Source organism: Streptomyces sp. NPDC056738, assembly GCF_042790435.1.
Classification (GTDB): Bacteria; Actinomycetota; Actinomycetes; order Streptomycetales; family Streptomycetaceae; genus Streptomyces.
In genome coordinates this window covers 52,495-75,821 of record NZ_JBHTZF010000018.1, presented here as the reverse complement: position 1 = coordinate 75,821, position 23,327 = coordinate 52,495, and the positions used below count along the sequence as shown (strand labels likewise).

At 72.0% G+C, this 23,327-nt stretch carries 24 protein-coding genes and 1 riboswitch; of the genes, 12 read left to right on the top strand and 12 right to left on the bottom strand.

Annotated elements, in window-relative coordinates; all coding sequences use genetic code 11:
- Positions 1-72: 72 nt before the first annotated feature.
- Complete coding sequence (locus ACFRIC_RS35745) at positions 73-966, top strand: LysR family transcriptional regulator (RefSeq protein WP_382794956.1); 894 nt, start codon at positions 73-75, stop codon at positions 964-966.
- 86 nt (positions 967-1,052) lie between these two features.
- Positions 1,053-1,562 (top strand): DUF664 domain-containing protein, encoded by a 510-nt coding sequence (locus ACFRIC_RS35740; protein WP_382794954.1) that lies wholly within the window; start codon positions 1,053-1,055, stop codon positions 1,560-1,562.
- Here ACFRIC_RS35740 and ACFRIC_RS35735 read toward each other — a convergent pair.
- Both ACFRIC_RS35735 and ACFRIC_RS35730 read right to left on the bottom strand, forming a co-directional pair.
- Positions 1,550-2,614: an adenosine deaminase gene (locus ACFRIC_RS35735; RefSeq protein WP_382794952.1), complete on the bottom strand. Its 1,065-nt coding sequence runs from the start codon at positions 2,612-2,614 to the stop codon at positions 1,550-1,552. The two genes, ACFRIC_RS35740 and ACFRIC_RS35735, sit on opposite strands and share 13 nt — an antisense overlap.
- A gap of 87 nt (positions 2,615-2,701) precedes the next feature.
- Positions 2,702-3,094 (bottom strand): VOC family protein, encoded by a 393-nt coding sequence (locus ACFRIC_RS35730; RefSeq protein ID WP_382794950.1) that lies wholly within the window; start codon positions 3,092-3,094, stop codon positions 2,702-2,704.
- Positions 3,095-3,496: 402 nt separating this feature from the next.
- Here ACFRIC_RS35730 and ACFRIC_RS35725 point away from each other — a divergent pair, with 402 nt between their 5' ends.
- From ACFRIC_RS35725 to ACFRIC_RS35715, 3 genes are read left to right on the top strand one after another with little or no spacing between them, the layout of a single operon-like run.
- Complete coding sequence (locus ACFRIC_RS35725; RefSeq protein WP_382794947.1) at positions 3,497-4,195, top strand: phosphatase PAP2 family protein; 699 nt, start codon at positions 3,497-3,499, stop codon at positions 4,193-4,195.
- A gap of 58 nt (positions 4,196-4,253) precedes the next feature.
- Positions 4,254-4,670: a hypothetical protein gene (locus ACFRIC_RS35720; RefSeq protein ID WP_382794945.1), complete on the top strand. Its 417-nt coding sequence runs from the start codon at positions 4,254-4,256 to the stop codon at positions 4,668-4,670.
- 3 nt (positions 4,671-4,673) lie between these two features.
- Positions 4,674-5,150, top strand: a complete 477-nt coding sequence (locus ACFRIC_RS35715) for a hypothetical protein (RefSeq protein WP_382794942.1) — start codon at positions 4,674-4,676, stop codon at positions 5,148-5,150.
- Between the two features lie 58 nt (positions 5,151-5,208).
- Here ACFRIC_RS35715 and ACFRIC_RS35710 read toward each other — a convergent pair whose 3' ends face one another.
- Together ACFRIC_RS35710 and ACFRIC_RS35705 are read right to left on the bottom strand one after the other, a co-directional pair.
- Entirely contained in the window at positions 5,209-6,450 is a 1,242-nt protein-coding gene (locus ACFRIC_RS35710; RefSeq protein WP_382794940.1) for a PQQ-binding-like beta-propeller repeat protein, read from the bottom strand.
- 244 nt (positions 6,451-6,694) lie between these two features.
- The gene (locus tag ACFRIC_RS35705; protein WP_382794937.1) at positions 6,695-7,084 is read right to left on the bottom strand and encodes a hypothetical protein; all 390 of its coding nucleotides are present in this window, start codon (positions 7,082-7,084) and stop codon (positions 6,695-6,697) included.
- 254 nt (positions 7,085-7,338) lie between these two features.
- Here ACFRIC_RS35705 and ACFRIC_RS35700 point away from each other — a divergent pair, with 254 nt between their 5' ends.
- The 3 genes from ACFRIC_RS35700 (at position 7,339) to ACFRIC_RS35690 (ending at position 9,017) form a co-directional block, all read left to right on the top strand.
- Positions 7,339-7,740, top strand: coding sequence for a hypothetical protein (locus tag ACFRIC_RS35700; RefSeq protein ID WP_382794934.1), 402 nt, complete (start codon positions 7,339-7,341; stop codon positions 7,738-7,740).
- 213 nt (positions 7,741-7,953) lie between these two features.
- Complete coding sequence (locus ACFRIC_RS35695; protein WP_382794931.1) at positions 7,954-8,277, top strand: hypothetical protein; 324 nt, start codon at positions 7,954-7,956, stop codon at positions 8,275-8,277.
- Positions 8,274-9,017 carry a hypothetical protein gene (locus ACFRIC_RS35690; RefSeq protein ID WP_382794928.1) on the top strand — a complete coding sequence of 248 codons (744 nt, stop codon included), beginning with the start codon at positions 8,274-8,276 and terminating at the stop codon, positions 9,015-9,017. The genes ACFRIC_RS35695 and ACFRIC_RS35690 overlap by 4 nt, the downstream gene beginning before the upstream one ends.
- Before the next feature lie 37 nt (positions 9,018-9,054).
- Here ACFRIC_RS35690 and ACFRIC_RS35685 read toward each other — a convergent pair whose 3' ends face one another.
- The 3 genes from ACFRIC_RS35685 to ACFRIC_RS35675 all read right to left on the bottom strand — a co-directional run bounded on the left by ACFRIC_RS35685 (position 9,055) and on the right by ACFRIC_RS35675 (position 12,190).
- Complete coding sequence (locus ACFRIC_RS35685) at positions 9,055-9,663, bottom strand: hypothetical protein (protein WP_382794925.1); 609 nt, start codon at positions 9,661-9,663, stop codon at positions 9,055-9,057.
- A gap of 172 nt (positions 9,664-9,835) precedes the next feature.
- Positions 9,836-11,203 (bottom strand): RICIN domain-containing protein, encoded by a 1,368-nt coding sequence (locus tag ACFRIC_RS35680; protein ID WP_382794922.1) that lies wholly within the window; start codon positions 11,201-11,203, stop codon positions 9,836-9,838.
- A gap of 153 nt (positions 11,204-11,356) precedes the next feature.
- Entirely contained in the window at positions 11,357-12,190 is an 834-nt protein-coding gene (locus ACFRIC_RS35675) for an alpha/beta fold hydrolase (protein ID WP_382794920.1), read from the bottom strand.
- Between the two features lie 220 nt (positions 12,191-12,410).
- A riboswitch (TPP riboswitch) is annotated at positions 12,411-12,505 on the top strand.
- Between ACFRIC_RS35675 and ACFRIC_RS35670 the strand changes: the two genes are divergently transcribed.
- The 3 genes from ACFRIC_RS35670 (at position 12,496) to gndA (ending at position 16,375) form a co-directional block, all read left to right on the top strand.
- Entirely contained in the window at positions 12,496-13,896 is a 1,401-nt protein-coding gene (locus ACFRIC_RS35670; RefSeq protein WP_382794917.1) for a purine-cytosine permease family protein, read from the top strand. (Overlaps the previous riboswitch by 10 nt.)
- A gap of 65 nt (positions 13,897-13,961) precedes the next feature.
- Positions 13,962-14,759, top strand: coding sequence for a bifunctional hydroxymethylpyrimidine kinase/phosphomethylpyrimidine kinase (thiD, locus tag ACFRIC_RS35665; RefSeq protein WP_382794912.1), 798 nt, complete (start codon positions 13,962-13,964; stop codon positions 14,757-14,759).
- A 173-nt stretch (positions 14,760-14,932) separates the two neighbouring features.
- Complete coding sequence (gene gndA, locus ACFRIC_RS35660; protein WP_382794909.1) at positions 14,933-16,375, top strand: NADP-dependent phosphogluconate dehydrogenase; 1,443 nt, start codon at positions 14,933-14,935, stop codon at positions 16,373-16,375.
- A 123-nt stretch (positions 16,376-16,498) separates the two neighbouring features.
- Here gndA and ACFRIC_RS35655 read toward each other — a convergent pair whose 3' ends face one another.
- The 5 genes from ACFRIC_RS35655 to ACFRIC_RS35635 form a co-directional block, all read right to left on the bottom strand.
- On the bottom strand, positions 16,499-18,058 hold the full coding sequence (locus ACFRIC_RS35655) for a hypothetical protein (RefSeq protein WP_382794906.1): 1,560 nt from the start codon (positions 18,056-18,058) through the stop codon (positions 16,499-16,501).
- 57 nt (positions 18,059-18,115) lie between these two features.
- Positions 18,116-18,853: a pyruvate formate-lyase-activating protein gene (pflA, locus tag ACFRIC_RS35650; RefSeq protein WP_382794904.1), complete on the bottom strand. Its 738-nt coding sequence runs from the start codon at positions 18,851-18,853 to the stop codon at positions 18,116-18,118.
- A complete protein-coding gene (pflB, locus tag ACFRIC_RS35645; protein ID WP_382794901.1) occupies positions 18,850-21,108 on the bottom strand; it encodes a formate C-acetyltransferase in 2,259 nt (752 codons plus the stop codon). The genes pflA and pflB overlap by 4 nt, the downstream gene beginning before the upstream one ends.
- A gap of 149 nt (positions 21,109-21,257) precedes the next feature.
- A complete protein-coding gene (locus ACFRIC_RS35640; protein ID WP_382794898.1) occupies positions 21,258-21,698 on the bottom strand; it encodes a pyridoxamine 5'-phosphate oxidase family protein in 441 nt (146 codons plus the stop codon).
- 34 nt (positions 21,699-21,732) lie between these two features.
- On the bottom strand, positions 21,733-22,401 hold the full coding sequence (locus ACFRIC_RS35635) for a helix-turn-helix domain-containing protein (protein WP_382794895.1): 669 nt from the start codon (positions 22,399-22,401) through the stop codon (positions 21,733-21,735).
- Between the two features lie 323 nt (positions 22,402-22,724).
- Here ACFRIC_RS35635 and ACFRIC_RS35630 point away from each other — a divergent pair, with 323 nt between their 5' ends.
- Complete coding sequence (locus tag ACFRIC_RS35630; protein WP_382794891.1) at positions 22,725-23,309, top strand: hypothetical protein; 585 nt, start codon at positions 22,725-22,727, stop codon at positions 23,307-23,309.
- The last annotated feature ends 18 nt before the right edge of the window (positions 23,310-23,327 follow it).

The following is a 23,327-nucleotide window of genomic DNA, read 5'->3' as shown; positions in this document are numbered from 1 at the left end:
TCGGATGGCATTGAGCGATCCGGCTTCTCAATCGGTCCAGGCACCCTCCGATCGCGCCTACCCTTGCCTCTCATGGAACTGCGTCATCTTCAGCACTTCGTCGCCGTCGCCGAGGACCGGCACTTCACCCGGGCGGCGGAGCGGCTGATGGTGTCGCAGTCGGGCCTCTCCTCGTCGATCAGGGCGCTGGAGCGGGAGCTCCAGGCGCCGCTCTTCGTCCGTACGACCCGCCGTGTCACCCTCACGGAGGCCGGTCGCGCCCTGTTCGTCGAGGCGGAGCGGATCCTCGCGCAGGTGCGTTCTGCGCACGACGCCGTGGCCGCCGTGCAGGGGGTGCTGCGCGGCACGTTGTCCCTCGGCACCGAACAGTGCATCGCGGGCGTGCACTGCGCCAGGCTCCTCGCGGCGTTCCGGCGGCGCCACCCGGACGTGGAGATCCGGTTGCGCCAGGCGGGTTCCGAGGCGCTGGCGGAGGAGGTCGCAGCGGGCCGTCTCGACCTGGCCTTCGCGGTGCGGACCCGGGCCGACTCCGAGCATCTGCGGTCGGTGCCGCTGGCCAGTGAGCCGATGACGGTCCTCTGCCACCCGGAGCACCCGCTCGCCACGGCGGCCGTGGTGACGCCCGAGGAACTGGGCGAAGAGGCCTTCGTCGACTTCCACCCCGACTGGGGCCCGCGGCGCACCACCGACGCGGCGTTCGCGGAGGCGGGGGTGCAGCGGACGGTGGCCCTGGAGGTCAACGACGTCCACAGCCTCCTGGAGCTCGTCCACGAGGGCCTTGGGGTCGCCGTCGTACCGCGCCACTTCGGTCACAAGCCGGAGGCCCGCGATCTGACCGCGCTGCCCTTCAAGGGCGCTTCGGAGGGGTCGTACGAGACGGTCGCGATGCTGCCGCCGGAGGAGGCCACGAGCCCGGCCGCACGGGCCCTGATGACGCTGCTCGACGCCTCGGGGGACGGGGCCTGAGCCGGCGCCGGTCCGGTTCCCGGGAGCGGAGGCCGGGAAGGGCGGTTCCGGACGCAGGGACGGGCGCGATGCGCGATGGTGGTTCCATGCTTGCCAAGGACATCCTCATCGACGGCTTCAGCCGCATCCGGGAAGAAGTCCACGCCGCTGTCGGCGACCTCGCGCCGGAGGCCCTCAACGCCCGCCCCGCCGAGACGGCGAACTCGATCTCCTGGCTGGTCTGGCACCTCACCCGGGTCCAGGACGACCACGTCGCCGACGCTGCCGGGACGGAACAGGTGTGGCTCACCGACGACTGGGCGAAGCGCTTCGGGCTCGACCTGCCGCGGGGCGACACCGGGTACGGCCACACGTCCGCGAAGGTCGCCCGGGTCCGGGTGGAGTCGGGCGACCTGCTGCTCGGCTACTACGACGCGGTCCACGAGCGGACCCTCGACTACATCGGCGGTCTGGCCGCCCACGACTTCGAGCGCGTCGTGGACGAACGCTGGGACCCGCCGGTCACGCTCGGCGTCCGTCTGGTCAGCGTCCTGTCCGACGATCTCCAGCACGTCGGACAGGCCGCCTACGTACGCGGGCTGGTTCAGACGTCGTAACCGGGAAGGACGACGTCCTCGATCAGGGCCTTGCGCTCGTCGAAGGGGATGAACGCGCTCTTGAGGGCGTTCACCGTGACCGTGCGCAGGTCCTCCACGCCCCAGCCCGCCTCGTCGACGAGCAGCGCCATCTCCCGGGTCATCGTCGTGCCCGACACCAGGCGGTTGTCGGTGTTGAGGGTGACGCGGAAGCCCAGGTCGCGCAGGGCGGTGATGGGGTGCTCGGCGATGGACTTGGCCGCGCCGGTCTGGAGGTTGGAGGTCGGGCACATCTCCAGGGCGATGCGGCGGTCGCGCACCCAGCCGGCGAGACGGCCGAGCTTGCCGTCCACGATGTCCTCGGTGATGCGGACGCCGTGGCCGATGCGCTGGGCGCCGCAGACCTGGAGCGCCTGGTGGATGCTGGGCAGGCCGTGGGCCTCGCCGGCGTGGATGGTGAACGGGACGCTCTCGCGGCGCAGGTGCTCGAAGGCGTCGAGGTGGTCGGCCGGCGGGAAGCCGTCCTCGGCGCCCGCGATGTCGAAGCCGACGACGCCGGCGTCACGGAACGCCACCGCGAGGTCGGCGGTCTCGCGGGTCCGGTCGAACATCCGCATGCCGCACAGCAGGGTGCCGACGCGCACCGGGGTGCCCGCCGCGGCGGCCTTGGCCATGCCGGCCGCGAGGCCTTCCTGCACCGCCTCGACGACCTCGGGCAGGGTCAGGCCGCCGTTGACCATGAGCTCGGGCGCGTAGCGCACCTCGCCGTAGACGACGCCGTCCTCGGCGAGGTCGAGGACGTACTCCTCGGCCGTGCGCAGCAGGCCCTCGCGGGACTGCATGACGGCGAGGGTGTGCTCGAAGGTGGCTATGTAGCGGACGAGGTCGCCGGAGTTGGCGGCCTCGACGTACCAGGCGGCCAGTTCCTGCGGGTCCGTCGTGGGCAGGGTGTGGCCGACGGTCTCGGCGAGCTCGACCAGGGTGGCCGGGCGGAGGCCGCCGTCGAGGTGGTCGTGCAGGACCGCCTTCGGCAGGCGGCGGATGGTGTCGATGTCGATGCGGGGCGCGGTCATGAGCGGTGTTCCTCGGGAGGTCGTTCGGAGCGGGAGGGAGCGGAAGAGCGTGGGGGCGGCAGCCCGCGTGACGTGCGGGAAGCCGGGTCAGTCCGTGGGCTGGAGCAGGTCCCAGCGGTTGCCGTACAGGTCCTGGAAGACGACGACCGAGCCGTACGGCTCGTGGCGCGGCTCCTCCAGGAAGGTCACGCCGGCGGCGCGCATCCTGGCGTGGTCGCGGGCGAAGTCGTCGGTGTGGAGGAAGAAGCCGACCCGTCCGCCGGTCTGGTCGCCGATGCGGCCGCGCTGGGCCTCGTCCTTGGCCCGGGCGAGCAGCAGCCCGGTCCCGCCGCCGTCCGCGCCCGGCTCGACCACGACCCAGCGGGAGCCGTCGGGGCGCGGGGTGTCCTCGACGAGGCGGAATCCGAGGGCTTCGGTGTAGTGGCGGATGGCCTCGTCGTAGTCGTCGACGACGAGGGTGACCAGGGCGACGCGTCTCATCTGTCTCCTCGGAGCTCTCCAGGGTTATACGTAACACGTAGGGTACGACATTCGCGGTCGGGCGCCAGGCAGGGCCCGCCGCCGGGCGGTGCGGCGCCCGGCGGCGCAGGCTGAAAGGGTGCTGATCTTCGCGAGGTGATCCGCGTCGGGTGATCCGAGTCGAGTGATCCGACCGGGGTGATCCGAGCGTGGTGATCCAACCGAGGCAATCCGACCGGGGTGACCCGGGAACGATCCCGGCCGTCGTTCGTCTACAGTTATGTAGACGTAGTCAGCGAGGGAGACGGGTGCGGGGCGGGCTGTCCTGCCGTGCGCGTGCCCGCCGAGGAAAGGGGCCACGCCCATGTCCGCCGCCAGGGCCGCCGCACCCGCGCGCGAGGCCGACGCCGTTCCGGCCAAGCCGTGAAGCGCGAGGGTGTCCGTGCCGTCGCCGCGTCGGCCGCGATGGGGAGTCTGGCCGCGTTCGTGCTGCTGACGCTGGTCGTCACCACGCACGAGGGTGCTCCCCTGTTCGGCGACAGCGGGCTCGCCTCGTGGTCGCTCGAGCACCGTCCGGACGTGGCGCTCGCCATGGCACGCGGGGTGACGTACACGGGCACGGGCGCCGTCCCGTACGCGCTGGTCGTCCTGGCCGGCCTCGTCCTCGGGCGGGCCGGGCGTACGACGCGCCAACGGGTCGCGGTCGTCGCGGCGTGCGTGGGCGCCCTGGCCGCCGCGCAGGCCGTGCGGTTCGCGGTGATGTCGCTGATAGCCCGGCCCCGGCCCCCTCTGGCGAACTGGGCCACCCACGCCTCTGGCTGGTCGTTCCCGTCCGGCCACACCACGACCTCGGCCGTCGCGGGCGGCATCCTCATCCTCGCGGTGCTGGCCCGCGCCCCACAGTCCAGGAGAACGCTGGTCCCGCTCATCGGCTGCTGGGCCGTGCTGGTCGGCCTGTCCCGCGTCTACCTGGGCGTCCACTGGTTCTCCGACGTCCTGGGCGGCTGGCTGTTCGCCGTCTGCTGGCTGAGCGCGCTGGTGTACGGCGTGACGCGGTTCCTCCCCGAAACGTATGCCGCGCTGACGGCGCCCCGGGTCCGCGAGGACGCGCCGGCCTCATGAGGTCCCGCGCAGCACGGCCGGTAGGCTGCGCCCGCGCCGAGACCACTTGAGGAAGGCCATGGAGCGATCACTCTCTGCCGGTAACCGCCTGGCGAACAGCAGCCTCGGGGGCCTTCCGGGAGTCGTCGGGGTCGCGTACGTCGTGCAGGCCGAGGGTGGGGTGCCGCGGGGTCTCGCCGTGCTGGGTGTGCTCGGGTTTTCCGTGCTGGCCGTCCGTGGATACCGGCTCGGCGTGACGTATGACCACGCACGGATCACCGTTCGGGGCTACCTGCGCACACGGGTCGTCGACCGGGGAGACATCACCGGGATCACGGACTTCCCAGCCGTGAGGTGGACATCCCGCGATGGGCGCACACGGTGGACTCCGTTGACGGCCTTCGTCACGGGCGCCGGCGAAACCTCGGCGTCCCGCGTGAGGAAGGAACACGCCGTCAGGAAGCTGCGGCAGTGGGCAGTGCGAGGAGGGGGCTGAACCGTGCGTGCGAAGACCGGCGTGAAGGGCATGAACGGCGTGCGCGGCAGAACCGGCGTGGAGGGTGATCGCCACGTGACCGTGCGGCCGTGGCATGCGTTCGCGGTCGGGTCCGTGCTGGGGGTGGCCGCTCTCTTCGAGCGGGTCCGAGGCTTCGGATCAGGTCGGCAGTACGTCCTGTGCCACGCTTCGTCGGCGGTGGATCACCTCACGATCGTGGCGCTCGCCCTGGCCGGCGGGGCGCTCGTGGCAGGGGTGGTCGGCGGGGTGACGGCGATCATGATCGATGCTTCGCGGCCCAACCCGGTGTTCCTCATCGCCTGCATGGCGGCCGCGCTCGCCTGTGTCGTGGCCGCGGACACAGTGGACGCCGCGGGCGAACGGCGGGCGGCGCGTCTCGCGGCCCAGGGTTTCCATGAGGGGCAGTGCGACTACACGCCGCAGGTCTACTCGGCGACTCCCGGTTGGTTCACCTGGTGATCCGCCGCCGGTCAGCCGACGTCACTGCCGCGCTCACGGCCGACGAGCGCCCCGGCGCTCAGTCGAAGGCGATCAGCAGGCCTCCCCCGCCGCCCCTCCAGCCGATGCTCAGCGCGCCGTCGGCGATGTCGAGGATGTCGAGCTCCTCGTCGTCGTCAGAGGCGTCCGGCGCCTTCATGGACGGCAGCTTCAGGGTGTGGAGCGGACGGCCGGTGTCCGCGTCGAGGACGAGCAGCTCGGCGTGGATCCGGCGGCCCTTGTCGGCCTCCGTGAGGAACGGCCGGCGTACGACGTACACCCGGCCGTCGGCGATCTCGGGGGCCCCGTACTCCTGGCCGGCGGGCGCCCGCACCTGCCAGGCGCGGTGGCCGTCCCGGGTGTCGTAGGCCGCCAGCAGGGTGCCGCGATCCCCGGGGCGGTCCTTCGCGTCGGTGCCGACCAGTACCGTGCCGTCGTCGGCGGCCACCTCGTCCCAGCTCACGAAGGGCAGAGTGCCGCGGCGGGAGACACCTTGCCGGTCCACGTCCGACACCTGGACGTTCCGCTCGAGCTCCGGGTCCTCGGTGACGCGGGTGTGCCCGCTCCAGGCCTCCTCGACGGATTCCTCGGTGCGCTGTCGCCAAAGGACCCGGCCCGTGCGATGGTCGACGCCGAGCAGAAGGTCGTACGTGTCCCAGTCGGGTTTCACCACGTTGCACATCACCTGGACGGCGCTCAGACCCTCCGGCAGGGCGTGCACGTGAACGACGAGCACCTGGGGACACGACGTGGGCGTCCTCACCGTCCACAGGCTCCGGCCGTCGCGCTCGTCGAAGGCTCGCACGGCGCCGGGTGCCCCGGTGACGACCTGGCCACCGGCGAGCACCACGCGCCGCCAGCCTTCTTCCAGGACGTCCACGCGCCACAGCAGCTTGCCCGTACGCACATCGATGCCGACGAGCCTGCCGTCACTCTCGCCGACGACCACGGTCCGTTCCGACACCGATACGGCATTCACGAGGCCCTCCGGATCCCGGCGCTCGTAGTGCCAGTACTCCTCACCGGTCCGCAGGTTCACCGCCCTGACACCGGAATCCGTTTCCTGGACGGACAGCCCGTGCACGAGCGCCTGTTGGACCGTGGTCCCGCGTACGACGTGGGCGGGCGCGACCGGGGCACCCGAGGCGAACGCTGCCGGAAAGGGGCCACGGGCTTCGGTGAAAACGTCCCCCCACTGGTGCCCGTGCTTCAGCGGCACGACCACGACGAAGAAGACCAGTACCATGACCTCGACCAGCAACCGCACGCGAGCCCCGCGCACGTCCACGCGCCTCAGGGCGGTTCCACCCGGACCCCTCGTCAGTCCCACCCCTGGTTCTCCGAGCAAGTTCATACGTCGTCGCGCCACGACCGCCCCCACCCCCGCGGACCCTGCCGCCTGTCACGGTGACGCGGCGGCGGCTCAGGGATCTTCGCGCCCGGTCGACGGGCCGGGCAAGTGGAAGCGCCGACAAAGCCTGTTGAGACCTTGCGATCGCGCGGACGCGTGACCTGCCACGTCGCCGTCAGTCGCGGAAGCAGCCGAAGTCCTCGTCGTTCCGGTTCTCGTACGACCTGCGCGACTCCTCCTGGCCCTCGCTGAAGACGACGCGGCCCGTGGCCAGTTGGCGCGGCTCGAAGGTGAGGAAGCCCGAGACGAGATCGTCCGACGTCATGTTGGCGCGCAGCGCGTAGGTGACCGTGGGGTCCAGCTCGACGGTCAGGGGGAGCTGTGTGGTGAAGCCTTGGGGGGCGGTCCCGAGCTGGACGCGGTGCAGCGGGGTCCCGGCGGAAGCCTTGATGTGCCAGAGCAGTCGGCCCGGATCGTCGACGGTCCCGTCGCGATCCCAGCGGTACAGGGCGACCTCGGTGATGCCGTCGGGCCCGGCTCCCGGGCAATCACGCCAGCCGATCACCGGACCGGAACTCCCGCTCTCGACGAACAACGGATCGAACTCCGCGCCACAAGCACTCAACAGAAGCGCGAGAACGATGACACCGCTTGAACGCCGCCATTTCACCTTCCGGAGTGTACGAGCGAGGGGGCGTGGCGCCACCCCGGCGAACGTCTCGACCTGATACCGCCGGGCAGCGGCCCGCGTTGTCGGCTCACGGCCGCCCCCTCGCCCGCCTCCCAAGTCCGGCCGGCCCGGCACCTAAGCTTCCTTCCATGGCATACGAGCTGAACTCCCTGCTCGGTCGTCTCGTCGGCTTCCGGCTGTACTCGGTGCAGTTCGTGATGGACTACGTCCAACTGCATTTTGACGGACCGACCGACGACGCGCCTTTGCTCACCTGCGACGTGCTGCCCGCCGTCACCCTGTCCGGGCGGCGGTTCTCCCCGACGGAGACCGGCTGGGCCGACGCGCTGCTCGGACTGATCGCCCAGGACGTGACCGGCACCCACGAGTGCACGGGAATCGGGATCAAGGTCGACTTCGCGACCGGCTCCCTCCAACTGCACCCGGCCGAGAGCGAACTCGTCGGTCCGGAGATCGCCATGCTCAGCGGCTTCGCCGATCAGCGCTGGATGGTCTGGCGGCCGGGCGAGGAAGCCTTCGAAGACCTGTAGCCGTAGTGCGAATAGCCGTAGTGCGAAAGGACGCGTCCGGTGCTCCTGGCCGGGTGCGGGGCGGTCGCTATCATCACCCCATGACGTCACATGAGGCCCATGCCGCGTAGGGCCCCGGGTCGGCTTCGCGGTGGGGGGTCCGCGCGGGGTGGCCGTGCCGGGGTGAGTTCCCTGGTGGTCGGTACGTGTCCGGGGGCGCCGGTGTGTGCCGATGTGCACACGTATCTCTTTGTCGACGGGCTCGACCTGGTGACGCGGAGCTACGGGGGCGCGCTGGGCCTGCACCCCCGGCGGCTCCTTCGCCCCGGCGGGCCTCTCTACCCCTCGGACACGCCGCGCGTCGTGAAGGTGGCCGACCATGGACACGCCGACGCCGACCCCGGCGGACTCACCATCACCGTGCGGCTCCAGGGTGAGACGGTCGTCTGGTCCGAGCTGATGTACCCGGACCTCGAACTCGGGGTCGTCGAGGAGGTCCGCTTCCATCTGGCGCAGTATCTCGGTGAGATCGAGCGGGTCCACGGAGCCTGGCGATGAACATCCCGCGGGACGAGGAGCCCACTCTGGACGCCATCGATGCCGTCGACTGGTCGGCGCTGCCCAATCCGACGGGGGACCACTGGGACGATCCGCGGGGCGTCGCCGACGCGCTGCGACGGCTGGCGGTGTCCACGACGGCCAACGAGACGGGGGACGCCGCGGCGAGCCTCGCCGGCCGCGGCTTCGTCTGGGGCCACGCCGCCATGGTGTTCCCCGCGGCCCACGCGGCCACCCCGATCCTGCTGGACCTCGTCGCGAGCGGCCGGCGGCCGCGCATCAAGGACGTGGCGGTCGGGCTGCTGTCCGACGCGCTGGGCTGCGATCCACAGGCCGGCCACAGCCGCGTGGACACCGACTACGGCGCCGGCATCCCTCTCTGCTGTGCCATCGCGCAACGCATCCGCGACCGCCGCGACGTCCTGCTCGCCCACGGGCGCGGCGGCAAGCGGCTCCTTGGTGAGACGGAGCCGCACTGGCGACTGACCGTCGAGGAGGCGGAGTGCCGGCCCGACGGCGGCCGGACCGCCCTCGCCCTCCTCGACGGCGCGCCCTTCGCCACACCGGCCGAGGCCGAAGTGCACACACCGGAAGGGGGGTTGTCCGACGCGAACGTGTGGGTCGACGCCCTGACCGTGGACACTTCGGGCGCCGCCGCGGTTCAGCTGAGGGCGACACCCGCCGAGCTCCCTCCGGGCTCCGTTCTCTACCCTGCCGAATGCGGCCTGCGCGAGCACTGAACGGCACGGGTCAGGGCCGCAGGCGGGCGCGTCGACGTCATGCGGCGTCCGGGGGCAGACCGTGGATGCCGTCCTCCACCGGTGCCCCGTCCGGGATCTCCAGAGGCAGGATGCCCCAGTTCCGGGCGATGGCCATGACGTGCTGCTCGTCGGGCATGCCGGCGTGCCAGTCGTCCCAGTCGGCGTCGCTCCAGTCCTCCCGGACCTCCTCCAGCCCCCTCTGTCCGACGCCGAGTCGGCGCTCGATCTCGGTGGGCTCGCCGAACCGCAGGGGCACGTCGCCGGTGCAGCCGTCGTAGCAGTAGGCCCGGACCACTCGGCCGGCCTCCACTCTCGCCCAGGCGTGATCCTCGCCGATGCGATCCGTCCGGAAGTACTGGAAGTCGCCCAGGCTCCGGCCGAGCGACCCGAGCCAGTCCAGGATGGCGGGGCCGTCGGTGCCGCGCCGGTGGTCGAGGTGGATCCGGCCGTGGGCGAGCGTCCAGCCGTCCACGGGGGACGCCACGAACACGCCCCGCCTGTACGCCGCTTCGGTCCCCGTCTCCCAGTCCATCGCCACGCGCCCGACCAGTCCGAGCGCGTCGGCGACCGCTCCGGTGTCGGTGCCGGGCACGGCGAGCCAGGACGTCTTGTAACCCATGCCCATGGCGATCCCCTCTCACGTCTGGGGGTGGATCCTGCCGCACGGCACTGACATCCCCGTCGGACGGCGCCCCTCCCCCGGCCCCGTCGCGCCCCGCGCCCCGCGAGCCCCGCCTCGGCAACTCCCCCTCGGGCGAGGCCTCCACGCGGCTCGCGGGGCGCGGGCGCGCGTCCGGCTACGGATACACGTACGTGTTCAGCGTGTTCACCGCCGAGGCCGGGTCGCCCAGGTCGTAGCGGTCGACGGCGAGGTAGTTGGGCTTCTTGCGGGCGGCCGGCTCGCAGAAGCGGCGCGCCCGGTCGGCGAGTTTGGTGTTGTCCGTGCCGGCGGTCCCCGAGAGGGTGACGTCACGGAAGTGGTTCATGACGAAGAGCGGACGGAACCCCGACTCGGTGCGGGTGAGCGGTACGTTCGTGTCCGCGCCGTACCAGCGGCTGTAGCAGGACCAGTCGGAGGAACCGAGGCCCGAACCCATGGACCAGTAGTTCTCGACGGTCCATTCACGCTGGTACATGACACCGAAGCTGTCCCGGGTCAGTCCGGCCGACTCGTCGGAGGCACGGCTGTGGTCGGTGAAGACCAGCAGGCGCTGCCCGGCGGCGGTCAGGTCGGCGAGCCTGGGCCAGCCGTGCTCGCGCACCCCCGTCCGATCCGGCCGGTAGAGCACGTCGGACAGGCCGTTCACCCGCGCGAGTTCGGCGCGCAGGACGCCCGGGTCGACGTAGTCCTCGAGGAACACGGTGACGAACTGATCGGGGTGCTGCTTGAGGAAGTCGACCATGCGCTGGAGGTCGACCCAGAGCGCGACGGGCCTGCTGACCAGGGTGCAACTGTTGTGGCAGAGGATGGCCCCGTCGGGGGTCTGGTGCAGGTCGAGCATGAAACCACGCACACCGTCGGCGAGTTGCTGATCGATGCCGCGCTTCTGGTTCGGTACGAGGTTCACGAAGGGCGGGGCGAAGCCGCCGTCCACCCCGTTCGCGTAGGCGTTGTGGGCGGTGAGGAACGTGACCTGGTCGAGGGTGCGTTGGTCCTGGGGCGGCATCGGCCGGGTCGTGGGCGCGACCGGGGTGAGGTACCAGGACGCGAGGGCGCCCGGTGCGCCGATCGCCAGCTGGGCCGGGTAGTTGGCGCCCGCGGACTTGTCGGTCACGGTCAAGTAGCCGTTCGTCCCGGGGGCTTTGAGGGCGTACTGGTCGGTGCCGCTCGGTGTCACCTCCCAGGCGGCATCCGCGCTCGTACACGCGACGGTCCGGGCCTGGCCGCCCGAGCGGCCCAGGCAACTGCCCGCCGCGTCGGCGCTTTCGAGCACGAAGGAGGAGCCGTTCTGGCGCAGCGTCCACTGCTGGTGGTCCTCGTTGCCCTTGGGGTTGTGCTGGACGACCGCGCCCGCGCTGTCGGCGGCGTTCAGTCCGGTGACGGCACTCTGTACGTAGAAGGCGCCCGATGTGGGCACTTCGGCGGCTCCCGCGGGCGCGGGGGCGGCGACAACGGATCCCAGTACGACGGTGGCGGCGAGCAGGGAGCGTCGGCTCGGTCTCATGGCACGTGATCCCTTCCTGTGGGGAGCATGAGCATGCCATGCAAAGACCTGTCGGCGGGGTGACGACGGTACGGATCACGTCAGGGAGCGCGGCCCGGACCGGACGGGTTCCCTCGCGGCACCCGGCGAGTCCCGCGCACCCGCAGGGTGCGGTCAGCCGCCGCCGGTTCGGGTGCCGGGGTGCTCGATCCGCGAGACGAAGGCGGTGAGGTCGGCGACCACGCGCTCGGGCTGTTCCCAGTGCACGGAGTGCCCGGTCTCCGGGTAGGCGAGGAAGTCGGCGCCGTGGACGGCGTCCAGGATGGTCTGCTGGTCCTCGCGCGGCAGGAATTCGTCCTGTTCACCCCAGATGACGAGTGTGGGCACGAGGATGCCGCCGAGGGTCGCGCGGAGATCGGCGTCGAGGAGCCCGCGGGCGGTGTCCTTCCAGACGTGCGCGGGAAGCTTCAGGTTCTCCTCGACCATGGTCTCGACGAACCCCCGGGCGATCGGTCGGGCCACCGTGTCGGCCAGGAAGTCCTCGACGAAGGCGCGGGGCACCGGATCGGCCAGGTCCTCCATGGCCGCCACCAGGCCGGTCACCGCCGGCTTGTCCGCGAGGGTGCCGGGGACACCGAGCAGCACCAGACCCGCGATGCGGTCGGGGTGGCTGCCGGCGACGATCCGGGCCGGTACACCGCCGCTGGACGCCCCGACCAGGACGGCCCGGGGGATGTCGACCGCGTCCAGGAAGGCCACCAGGTCCGCGGCGAAGTCGTCGGGGGTGTAGCCCTCCGGTGGCCGGCCGGCGTCGCCGTGCCCGCGCTGTGTGGGCGCGTATCCGTGCAGGGACGCCGGAAGGCGCCTGAGGAGGGGTTCGAAGGACCACCAGGAGTCGGCCAGACCGTGCACGAACACGACCGGCGTACCACTGGGGTAGCCGGCCTCGGCGTACGGGAGGACGAGACCTTCCCGCACCTGCGCGGACTTCAGGGAGATCACGGTCACGGCACCCTGCCTCCTTCGGCCCTGCCACCGGGGCCCGGAACCCGGGAGCGCAGAGCGAGCGGCGATCACTTCCGACACTACCGAGGGGCGGCACGCGCCGCGCTGTGAACGGGCCCGCCCGCGCCGTTCGAATGAACCGGAGCACGCGCGGGCGTACGCCGGTCCGGGCGAGTGAGGACCCCCTGCCGCCGCGTCGCGGGGAACGGTTAGGGTGTCCGTCGTACCGGACACGGGGTGCCCCGTCCGAGGGCTGAGATCACACCCGTCGAACCTGAACCAGTTCATACTGGCGGAGGGATGTCTTCATGCCATTGGCGCATGTTCCCGGCGGGCTGCCCGCCGACAGCCGGCCTGCCGTCTTCGACGGACGGATGCCGGCCGCACCCGGCGACCTCCGCGTGGAGGGCCACGGCATCGAACCGGTCCCCGAGAGCAACCGGTACGGCGGGGCGGGACGCCTCTTCACCGTCTGGTTCGCGCCGAACCTGACGATGACGGGCGTGTTCACCGGCACGATCGGGATCGCGCTCGGCCTCGACTTCACCACCGCGCTCGCCGCGGTCGTCCTCGGGACCGTGCTCGGCGCGCTGCCCACCGCCTACCTCAGCACCTGGGGCGGCCTCACGGGTACGGGCCAACTCCCCCTCGCACGGCTGGCGTTCGGCCCGTCCGTGGTGCTTCCCGGCACGCTCCAGTGGCTGTCCTCGGTCGCCTGGGACGCGCTGATCGGCCTGTTCGGCGGGGACGCGCTGGCACGGCTGTGCGGCTGGCCGTTCTGGCTCGGCGTCCTGGTCATGATGGCCGCGCAGGGGGCGCTCGGTGTCCTCGGCTACGAGGCGATCCACCGCCTCCAGATCGTCATGACGTTCGTGCTCGCCGTGGCCTTCGCGGTGATCGCCTGGCGGATGCTCGACGGGGTCCACCCCGCGACGACCGGGTCCGCCACCGGCGCCGACCGTGCCGGCGCGTTCGTCCTCACCAGCACCATCGCGCTGAGCCTGTCGCTGTCCTGGGCGCCGTACGCCGGTGACTTCAGCCGCTATCTGCCGCGGACGACGTCCCGCCCGCGCATGTTCTGGTGCACCCTGCTCGGACTCGTCGCCTCCTTCGTCGCCGTGCAGGTCCTCGGACTGTGGGGTGCCTCGGTGCTGACCGACCAGACGGCGGCGGGCGTGGACGTGCTGCTGGGCGGCGGTGCCGCGGGCGCGTTCGGGCTGCTGGCCGTGGCGCTGGCCGCCGTGTGCAGCAACGCGATGAACGACTACAGCGGTTCGCTGGCCCTCCAGACCCTGGGGGTGCGGATCCCGCGACCGGTCGCGGCGGCCCTGGCCGCGGCGCTCGGCTTCCCGCTGGTGCTGTGGATGCACGCCGCCGACACGACGGCGCGTTTCCAGAACGTGCTGCTGTTCGTGGGCTGTTGGATTCCCGGGTTCGTCGCGATCGTCGTCGTCGACTGGATCGCCCGGAAGCGGGAGCGCGGAGGCGCCCCGGTGGACGTCGCCGCCGAGCTCTCCCGTCCGCGCCCGGCGTGGCCCTCGCTGGTGGCCTTCGTCGCGGCGTTCGGCGCGGCCGTGCCGTTCATGGACACGAGCCTGTACGTCGGTCCGGTGGCCGACGCACTGCACGGCGCCGATCTCTCCTACTACGTGGCGTTCCTCGTCGCCCTCGCCCTCTACGCCCCGCTGCGGCTGCGCCGCCGCGTCTGAGGGCCGCCCGTCGCTCAGCCGGTCAGGGCCCCCGTGCCCGAAGCCGTTTCCGAGAGGAACACCCCATGACCACCCCTCCCCGCGTCCTGACGATCGCCGGATCCGACTCCGGCGGAGGCGCCGGAATCCAGGCCGACCTCAAGACCATGCTCGCGCTGGGCGCCCACGGGATGAGCGTGCTCACCGCGGTGACCGCGCAGAACTCCGTGGGCGTGCAGGGGGCCTGGGAACTGTCCGAGGAAGCGGTACGGGCCCAGTACCGCAGCGTCGTCGACGACATCGGCGTCCAGGCGGTGAAGACGGGGATGCTCTCCTCGCCCGAACTCGTCACCACCGTCGCCGAGTTGCTGACCGACGTGGGCGCCCCGGTCGTCGTGGACCCGGTGAGCGTCTCCAAGCACGGTGACCGGCTGCTGGCCGACGACGCCCTGGACGCCGTACGGACCCGGCTGCTGCCGCGCGCGACCGTGGCCACCCCGAATCTCGACGAGGTCGCCCAGCTCACCGGCGTGAAGGTGGACGGCGAGCCGGACATGCGCCGGGCCGCCGACCTGCTGCTCGCGTTCGGTCCCCGCTGGGTGCTGGTGAAGGGCGGTCATCTGCCGGGCCAGGCCGTCGACCTGCTCACCGACGGAACCGCCGAGCACTGGCTGCGCGCGCCCCGCCACGACAACCGGCACACGCACGGCACGGGCTGCACGCTCGCCTCGGCCGTCGCGGTGGGACTGGCCGAGGGCCTCGACGTGCCGGAGGCGGTACGGCGGGCCAAGGCCTACGTGACCGCCGCGATCGAGGCCGGTTTCGCGCTCGGCGCCGGCATCGGACCGGTGGACCACGGATGGCGGCTGCGCCGGGACGGCTGACCTCGGCGCGCCCCGGCGCCCGGCGGCCGGCACCCGTTCCGCCGTCCCCCCACAGCTCCTGTGCCGAAAGGTGAACACCTGGGCTCCTGGCGGCGTACTGATCGGCACAGCGACAGTCGTCTGCTCGCCCGTCAGGTACGCGGACAGGCAGATCCGGATCCAAGGAGCACACCATGAAGGCGACCGCACAGATCGGCGTCACAGGGCTCGCCGTGATGGGCCGCAATCTGGCCCGCAACTTCGCCCGGAACGGCTACACCGTCGCCGTCCACAACCGCACACCCGCGCGCACCAAGGCACTGGTCGAGGAGTTCGGACACGAGGGCGCCTTCGTCGCGGCCGAGTCGGCCGAGGACTTCGTGGCGGCGCTGGAGCGCCCGCGCCGCCTCATGATCATGGTGCAGGCGGGTGCGGCCACCGACGCCGTCATCGAGGAGTTCGCGCCGCTGCTCGAGACCGGCGACATGATCATCGACGGGGGCAACGCCCACTTCTCCGACACCCGCCGGCGTGAGCAGTCGCTGCGCGAGCGCGGCATCCACTTCGTCGGCGCGGGCGTGTCCGGCGGCGAGGAGGGCGCCCTCAACGGGCCGAGCATCATGCCCGGCGGCTCCCCCGAGTCGTACGCCTCGCTGGGCCCGATGTTCGAGTCGATCAGCGCCAAGGTGGACGGCGAGCCCTGTGCCACGCACATCGGCACCGACGGCGCCGGTCACTTCGTCAAGATGGTGCACAACGGCATCGAGTACGCCGACATGCAGTTGATCGGCGAGGCCTACGACCTGCTCCGCCGCGTCGGGGGCTACACGCCGCCGCAGATAGCGGAGATCTTCCGGCGCTGGAACAAGGGCCGCCTCGACTCGTACCTCATCGAGATCACCGCCGAGGTGCTCGCGCACACGGACGCCGCCACCGGGGAGCCCTTCGTCGACATCGTGGTGGACGCCGCGGGGCAGAAGGGCACCGGCCGCTGGACCGTGCAGACCGCCCTGGACCTCGGCTCCCCGGTCACCGCCATCGCGCAGGCCACCTTCGCCCGCGCCGCCTCCAGCCAGGACGCGCTGCGCTCCGCCTACCGCGGTCTGCCCGGCGGCACCCACTGGGACCTGTCCGGGACCGAGGCCGAGCGCTTCACCAGCCAGGTCGAACACGCCCTGTACGCCTCGAAGCTGATCGCCTACGACCAGGGCTGGAAGATGATCCTGGACGCCGCCGCCGAGTACGGCTGGGACATCGACCTCGGTGAGGTGGCGAAGATCTGGCGCGGCGGCTGCATCATCCGCGCGGCGTTCCTCGACCGCATCCGCGCCGCGTACGCCGTCGACCCGGGCCTGGTGAGCCTGCTGTCCGACGCGGGGTTCGCCACCGAGATCAAGGACGCCCAGGTCCCGTGGCGCGAGGTCGTCTCCATCGCCACCCGCAGGGGCGTCCCGGTGCCCGCGTTCTCGGCGGCGCTGTCCTACTACGACACGCTGCGCGCCGACCGCCTGCCGGCCGCCCTCACCCAGGGCCAGCGCGACTTCTTCGGTGCCCACACCTACCGGCGCACCGACCGTCAGGGCAGCTTCCACACGCTGTGGGGCGAGGCGTCCCGCGGCGAGACCGAGATGCTGTGAATCCGGTCGGGAGATGACTGAGCGCGGGGCGGGCCGTGCATCCGTTGCGACGGACGCACGGCCCGCCCGGTCGTGACGGATGGACCGCCCCGCCCCGTCGTGACGGAGGTCCGGCCCCGCCCGTCATGACCGCCGGACGTCTCGACCGGCGCTCGCGCGGGTCTCGTCGGCCGCGGTCACGAGTCGCGCCATCACGGCGGGCGGCAGGGACGGGTTGGCTGCCGCCGCTTCCGCCACCTGCCGGTCGGGGTCGGCGAGCAGGTCCACGATCACCGCCGGCGGCAGGGCCGGGTGCGCGGCGGCCACGGGCCTCGCCCGGTCGTCCGCGAGGCAGGAGAGCAGGGCTTCGACCGGCGCGTTCGGGTGCCGGGCGACCTCCCGGAGGGCCTTCGGCACCGGTGGCGCCTGACGGGTCAGGTGTTCCAACAGACCCGGACTCGCACCGGGGTTGGCCGCCACCCTGGCGAGCACCCGGACTCCGTGCCGGTCGGCCATCGCCCTCAACTGTCCTTCGGAGAGGCCGGGGTGTGGCGCGACGGCCTTGACCACCTTCGCGTCGGCGTCACTTGCCAGCGCGTCGCGTATCCCGGGCGGCAGGTCACGGTGTTGGGCCGCGAGCATGCGGGCCGCCGGGTCCGGCGACCGGGCCAGGTCCGCGAGCTCGGCGGGCGTCGCGGCGGCGACACGGGGAGCGAGCGTGGCCCCGACCTTGGCGGTCCGGGCCAGTTCGGTGAGCACGTCGAACGGGACGCGGGGATGCCGCGCGAGGCCCCGGCGTACCGATACGTCGCCGTCCCGCGCCAGTACGCGGATGACGTCCTCGCCGATCGCGGGGTTCTCGGCGAGGTCACCACGGACGCCGGGCACGGGGTCCGTGGCGAGCCGGGCGCACACCTGCGGGGGCAGGTCCTCGCGGGCGGCGAGCGTCAGGCGCAGCAGCACCGAAGGGTGGTCCGCGAAGCCGGCGGCCGCTTCCGTGGGCGTGGCCGGATTGCCGAGCGCCGCGATCCGCATCCCGTGGACGGCCGACTCGTGGGAACCGTCGCAGGAGTCACCCGGACCCAGGTCGCAGTCCGTCCGGGGGCATTCCGGATCGTGGGTGAAGGGGGTCGCCTCGCGGTCGCAGACGCGGCAGTGCCGCGCGGGCGGCAGTCCTTCTCCGGTGAGGAGCGCGGCCAGTACGTCCGGGGGTGTCGCCTCGTTGCACACCACCGCGCGGCGGACCAGGGCGTGCGGATGCTCCGCGAGCCGCGCGGCCGTCTCCGGTGTGGTCCACAGCGCGAGTTCCGCGACGACGCCGGGATCCGGGTCCGCGGCGAGCCTGTCCACCACGTCGGCCGGAAGGCCCGGACAGGCCGCCAGCTTCTCCCGGCGCTCCGACATCGGGTCGCCCGCGAAAAGGCGCGCCCAGTCGGGGTTGCCGGACCCCTCGTCGAGCAGGGCGAGGGCGGTGTCCGGCCGGGTGACCGGATCGACGTCGGCGGCCGTCAGCCTCCCGGCGTGGGCGAGCGGCACGCCGCAGTCCGGGTCGCGCGCGAAGAGGGCGACCGCCTGTGCGTGGCTGAGGTCCTCCCGGCCGGCGAGGTCTCGGGCGAGGTCCCCGTCCGCGACCGCGATCAGCCGGTCGACCAGTTCGGAGGGCAGGGCCGGGTTGGCGGCGAGACCGCTCAGGACGTGGTTCACAGGGGCATCCTGCCCCGGGTCGCGGTGGATCGGCCCGGGATTTTCCCCGCGCGGAGGTCAGTGCGCGGTCAGTCCTTGGGACCTGAACTGGCCCCGGACGCGTTCGGTCAGGTCGGGTCCGGGCACGGGGATGTCCCGCAGCGGGAAGGGGATGCCCAGGGCTTCGTACTTGGCGGCGCCCAGCTTGTGGAAGGGGAGGACGTCCACGCGGTCGACGTTGCCGAGCCCGGAGAGGAACCAGGCGAGTCCCTCGATGGGCTCGGGCGCGTCGGTGTGGCCGGGGACGAGGACGTAGCGGATCCACACCGGGACGCCGAGGCGATCGAGTCGTGTGGCGAAGTCGAGTGTGGGGGCGAGTGCGCCGCCGGTGAGCTTGCGGTAGGCGTCGGCGTCGAAGGACTTGATGTCGAGGAGCACCAGATCGGTGTCCGCGAGGAGCCGGTCGGTGGCGCGGGCGCCGAGGAACCCGGAGGTGTCCAGGGCCGTGTGCAGTCCGGCCTCCCTGCAGCGGCGCAGCACCGCCGCGGTGAAGGCGGGCTGGAGGAGGGGCTCGCCGCCCGTCACGGTCACCCCTCCCCCGGCGGCGGTGACGAACGGCCGGTACTTCTCGATCTCGGCCATCACCTCGTCGACGGTGGCCTCCCGGCCGTCGCGCATGTGCCAGGTGTCGGGGTTCGCGCAGTAGAGACAGCGCAGCGGGCAGCCGCTGACGAAGAGGACGAACCGGGTCCCGGGACCGTCCACGCCGGTGGACAGGTCCCAGGAGTGGATCCGGCCCGTCGTGGCCGTCCTCACAGCGTTCCGTGGAAGGTGCGGCTGATGACGTCGAGCTGCTGTTCACGGGTCAGGCGGACGAAGTTGACGGCGTACCCGGAGACCCGGATGGTCAGCTCCGGGTACTTGTCCGGGTGCTCCATCGCGTCCTCCAGGGTCGCCCGGTCCAGGACGTTGACGTTCATGTGGAAGCCGCCGGAGGCCATGTAGCCGTCCAGAATGCCGACCAGATGGCCGGGGCGCTCGGCGGGCACGTGTCCCAGGCCCTCCGGGGTGATCGTCGTCGTCAGCGAGATGCCGTCGCGGGCGTGCTCGTAGGGCAGCTTGGCGACGGAGAGGGCGGAGGCGGCCACCCCGTGCCGGTCGCGGCCGTTCATCGGGTTCGCGCCGGGCGCGAAGGGCGCTCCCGCGCGACGGCCGTCCGGCGTGTTGCCGGTGTGCTTGCCGTAGACGACGTTCGAGGTGATCGTCAGCACGGACTGCGTGTGTTCGGCGTCCCGGTAGGTGGGGTGTTCGCGCACCTTCGTCATGAAGGAGTCCACGAGGCCGACGGCGATGGCGTCGGCGCGGTCGTCGTTGTTGCCGTACGCCGGGTACGCGCCCTCGGTCTCGTAGTCGACGGCCAGACCGCTCCCGTCGCGGATCACCCTGACCCGGGCGTACTTGACGGCGGAGAGGCTGTCGACGGCCACGGACAGTCCGGCGATGCCGCAGGCCATGAAGCGGTGCACGGGATGGTCGTGGAGCGCCATCTCGACGCGTTCGTAGGCGTACCTGTCGTGCATGTAGTGAATGACGTTGAGGGCGTTGACATAGGTCTCCGCCAGCCAGTCCAGCATGACGTCGTACGCCCGGGTCAGCTCCTCGTAGTCCAGGTACTCCCCCGACAGGGGCGGGGTCTCGGGGGCGATTCGCTCGCCGGTGATCTCGTCCCGGCCGCCGTTGACGGCGTACAGCAGCGCCTTGGCGAGGTTGACGCGGGCGCCGAAGAACTGCATCTGCCGGCCGACCGCCATCGCGGAGACGCAGCAGGCGATCGCGGTGTCGTCGCCGGTGCGGGGCCGCATCAGGTCGTCGGACTCGTACTGGACGGCACTGGTGTCGATGGAGGCCCTGGCGCAGAACTCCTTGAAGCCGGAGGGGAGTCGGGGCGACCAGAGGACGGTGAGGTTGGGCTCGGGGGCCGGTCCCAGGTTGTACAGGGTCTGCAGGAAGCGGAACGAGGTGCGGGTGACGAGCGTGCGGCCGTCCTCGCCGATGCCGCCGATGGACTCCGTGACCCAGGTCGGGTCTCCGGAGAACAGCGCGTCGTACTCGGGTGTGCGCAGGAACCGTACGATGCGCAGCTTGATCACGAAGTCGTCGATCAGTTCCTGGGCACGGGTCTCGTCTAGGACTCCGGCGTCCAGGTCGCGTTGGAGGTAGACGTCCAGGAACGTGGAGGTGCGGCCCAGGGACATCGCCGCGCCGTTCTGTTCCTTCACGGCGGCGAGATAGCCGAGGTAGAGCCACTGCACGGCCTCGTGGGCGGTGGCCGCGGGTCGTGCGACGTCGCAGCCGTACGTGGCGGCCATCCGGGTCAGTTCGCCCAGCGCCTTGATCTGCTCGGCGAGTTCCTCGCGGTCGCGGATGATGTGCTCGGTGGACGGCGCGGCGTCCAGACCGGCGCGTTCGGCGCGCTTCGCGGCGATGAGCCGGTCCGTGCCGTACAGCGCCACGCGCCGGTAGTCGCCGATGATGCGGCCCCGGCCGTACGCGTCGGGCAGGCCGGTGATGATGCCGGCCTTGCGGGCGGCGCGCATCGCGGGGGTGTACGCGTCGAAGACGCCGTCGTTGTGGGTCTTGCGGTAGGTCCCGAAGACCTTGGTGACGAACGGGTCCGGTTCGTAGCCGTACGCCTTCAGTCCGTTCTCGACCATGCGCAGACCGCCGTTGGGCATGATGGCGCGCTTCAGCGGCGCGTCGGTCTGGAGGCCGACGATCAGCTCCCGCTCGCGGTCGATGTATCCGGGGGCGTGTGAGGTGATCGTGGACGGGGTCGCGGTGTCGACGTCGAGGATTCCCCTCGCGCGCTCCTCGGGGAAGAGCGCGCCGACCGTGCCCCAGACGGCCCGGGTGCGGTCCGTCGGTCCCGTCAGGAAGGACGCGTCTCCTTCGTACGGCGTGTAGTTGGCCTGGATGAAGTCGCGCACGTCGATCCGCTCGCGCCACGACGTTCCCGCGAAGCCCTGCCATGCAGGGGCCGTCCGGCCCTCGGCCGTCATCGTTGTCGTCATCGCCGGTCTCCCTCGCACGTCGGACGGTCGGCGCCTTCCGCGCTCTCCGCACCTTCGATGGTTGTCCTCCGCGGTGGTCCCGACGAGGGCCGGAGGGTACCGGCGCGGTCGCCGAAGGGCCTTGCGACCGGGCCGTTCGGCCCCGGGGGTCAGGTGGGCAGATCGACCCCGTACAGCGTGCGCCCTCCCACGAGCTCGCGTCCGGTGACCAGTTCGGACGTGATCCGGATGAAGACGTCGTGGGGCGAGGCCACCCAGGAGTGGGGTCCGGTCCGGGTGAGGCGGTCGTGTTCGGCGGGGTCGCTCACCACCTGGGCGCGGCCCGTGACGACCACGCTCCAGCCGGAGTGCGCGGCCGCGTCCACCGCGTCGGCCTCGAACGCCACCACCACGCCGTCGATGGAGCGGGCCAGTTCCGAGTCGGCCGACGTCCGCAGCACGACGGCGGACCCCGGGTCGAGACTGAAATTGACCGGCAGGACGGCGGGCAGGGCGTCCCGCGTGTGGACCACCCTGCCGATCGGCGCGCGGCCGAGCCGGTCCAGGCACTCCTGCCGGCCGAGTTCACGGAAACCGTCTTCGGGATGCATCAGCGGAGCCACCTCTCATGCGTCGGGGCCCGCGTCAGTGGACGACGATCCGGCGGCCCGAGATCCTGTCCTCGTCGACGCGCACCCACAGGTCGCGTTCCGCGCCGCCCGCCCAGGGACGGCTGTGGGCGAGGGCGTCGAACCGCCGGACCACGTCGGCGCCGGTCACGGCACGGGCGCGTCCCTGGACGAGCACGCTCCAGCCCTGGCTGAGGGCCTCGTCGATGTGATCCACCTCGAAGGCGACGTGCGCCCCGACCGCCGCGGCGAGCACCGAACCGGGCGCCGTCCTGAAGGCGACCGCCCCGTCGACGACGCTGTAGTTGACCGGAAGGACGACCAGTCCGTCGGTCGTGTGGGCGGCGATCCTTCCGACGCCGTGCGTCGACAGCCGTGCCCGGCACTCCGCGGGGTCGAGTTCGATCAGCTCGGAGTGAGCGGCGGCCCGGCCGGGGCCCGGCGGCCGGCCGGTCCCGGCGCCGTGCAGAGCCGCGACGCTGGTGTCGAGGGCGTCCGCGATCCGGATCAGGGCGCTCGTCCCGGGGGTCGCGTTGGGCTGCTGCTCCAGATACCGGAGGTAACCCGCCGCGACCCCCGCGCGCACGGCCGTGTCCTGCCGGGTCAGGCCGAGTTCCTCCCGCCGCGCGGCGATGCGCCGCCCGACGTCTCCCGCTCCGGTCGCCGGTCGCGTGTCATCCATCATGACGCTTCGTGTCTGCTCGGACATCACCATCACTACCCTTCCGGCGGGGCCTCCCCGGCGGTAAAGGGCTCCACGAGCGCGGGTGGAGGCCTCCACGAACGGAGTGTCCCGACGAGTGGAACGTCCCGGCGGCCAGGACGGGCATCGCCTCGCCAACGGCTCGTCCAGAACGCGAATCGGGCTCGTACATCCACCCTGACCGGGGAAGATGCCGCGCGCATGGGCCGATCGGGCCCCATCTCGGGACCGGAAGACCTCTGCCACCGCTCGCGCGCACAGCGATCCCCTTGCACTGTTGGGGTGTAACGAGGAGGTGCGGTGCCATGCGCGGAGCACAGAGTGCGAGGCAGTGGTGCTGGCGCTGGCGGAGGAATCCGCTGCGTCGCCGTGACGACGTCTTCGAGGCGTGGATCGTGCTGATCGTCTGGACGGTGATGGTGCTGGGCGGCATCCTCGCCGGACTGGTGACGGCCCACGCCGCCGACGAATCCTTCACGCGGCTGCGCCACGACCGGCACGCCGTCCCGGCCGTCCTGGTCGCCGGTACGGGATCGGCGGTTCCCGCCGGGGAGAGCGCGGTCTACGACCATGTCCGGGCGACGGTCAGATGGACCGCCGCGAACGGGGCGCCGCGCGTCGGCAGTGCCCTGGTGGAATCCGGGCACAAGGCCGGATCGCACGTGGTGATCTGGCTGGACGAGCGGGGCCGGCCCACCACGGCACCGCCCACCACGAGCGCCGCGGCCACCGAGTCCACCCTGCTGGGCATCGGCGCCGCCGTGGCCCTGTGCGGTCTGGTCTTCGGCGCCGGCGGACTCGCCCGGTGGCGGCTCGACCAGGGGCGCTACAACCGCTGGGAGCGCGAGTGGGAACGGCTCGGCCCGCAGTGGGGGCACAAGACGCCCTGACGCCAGGTGTCCCGCGGT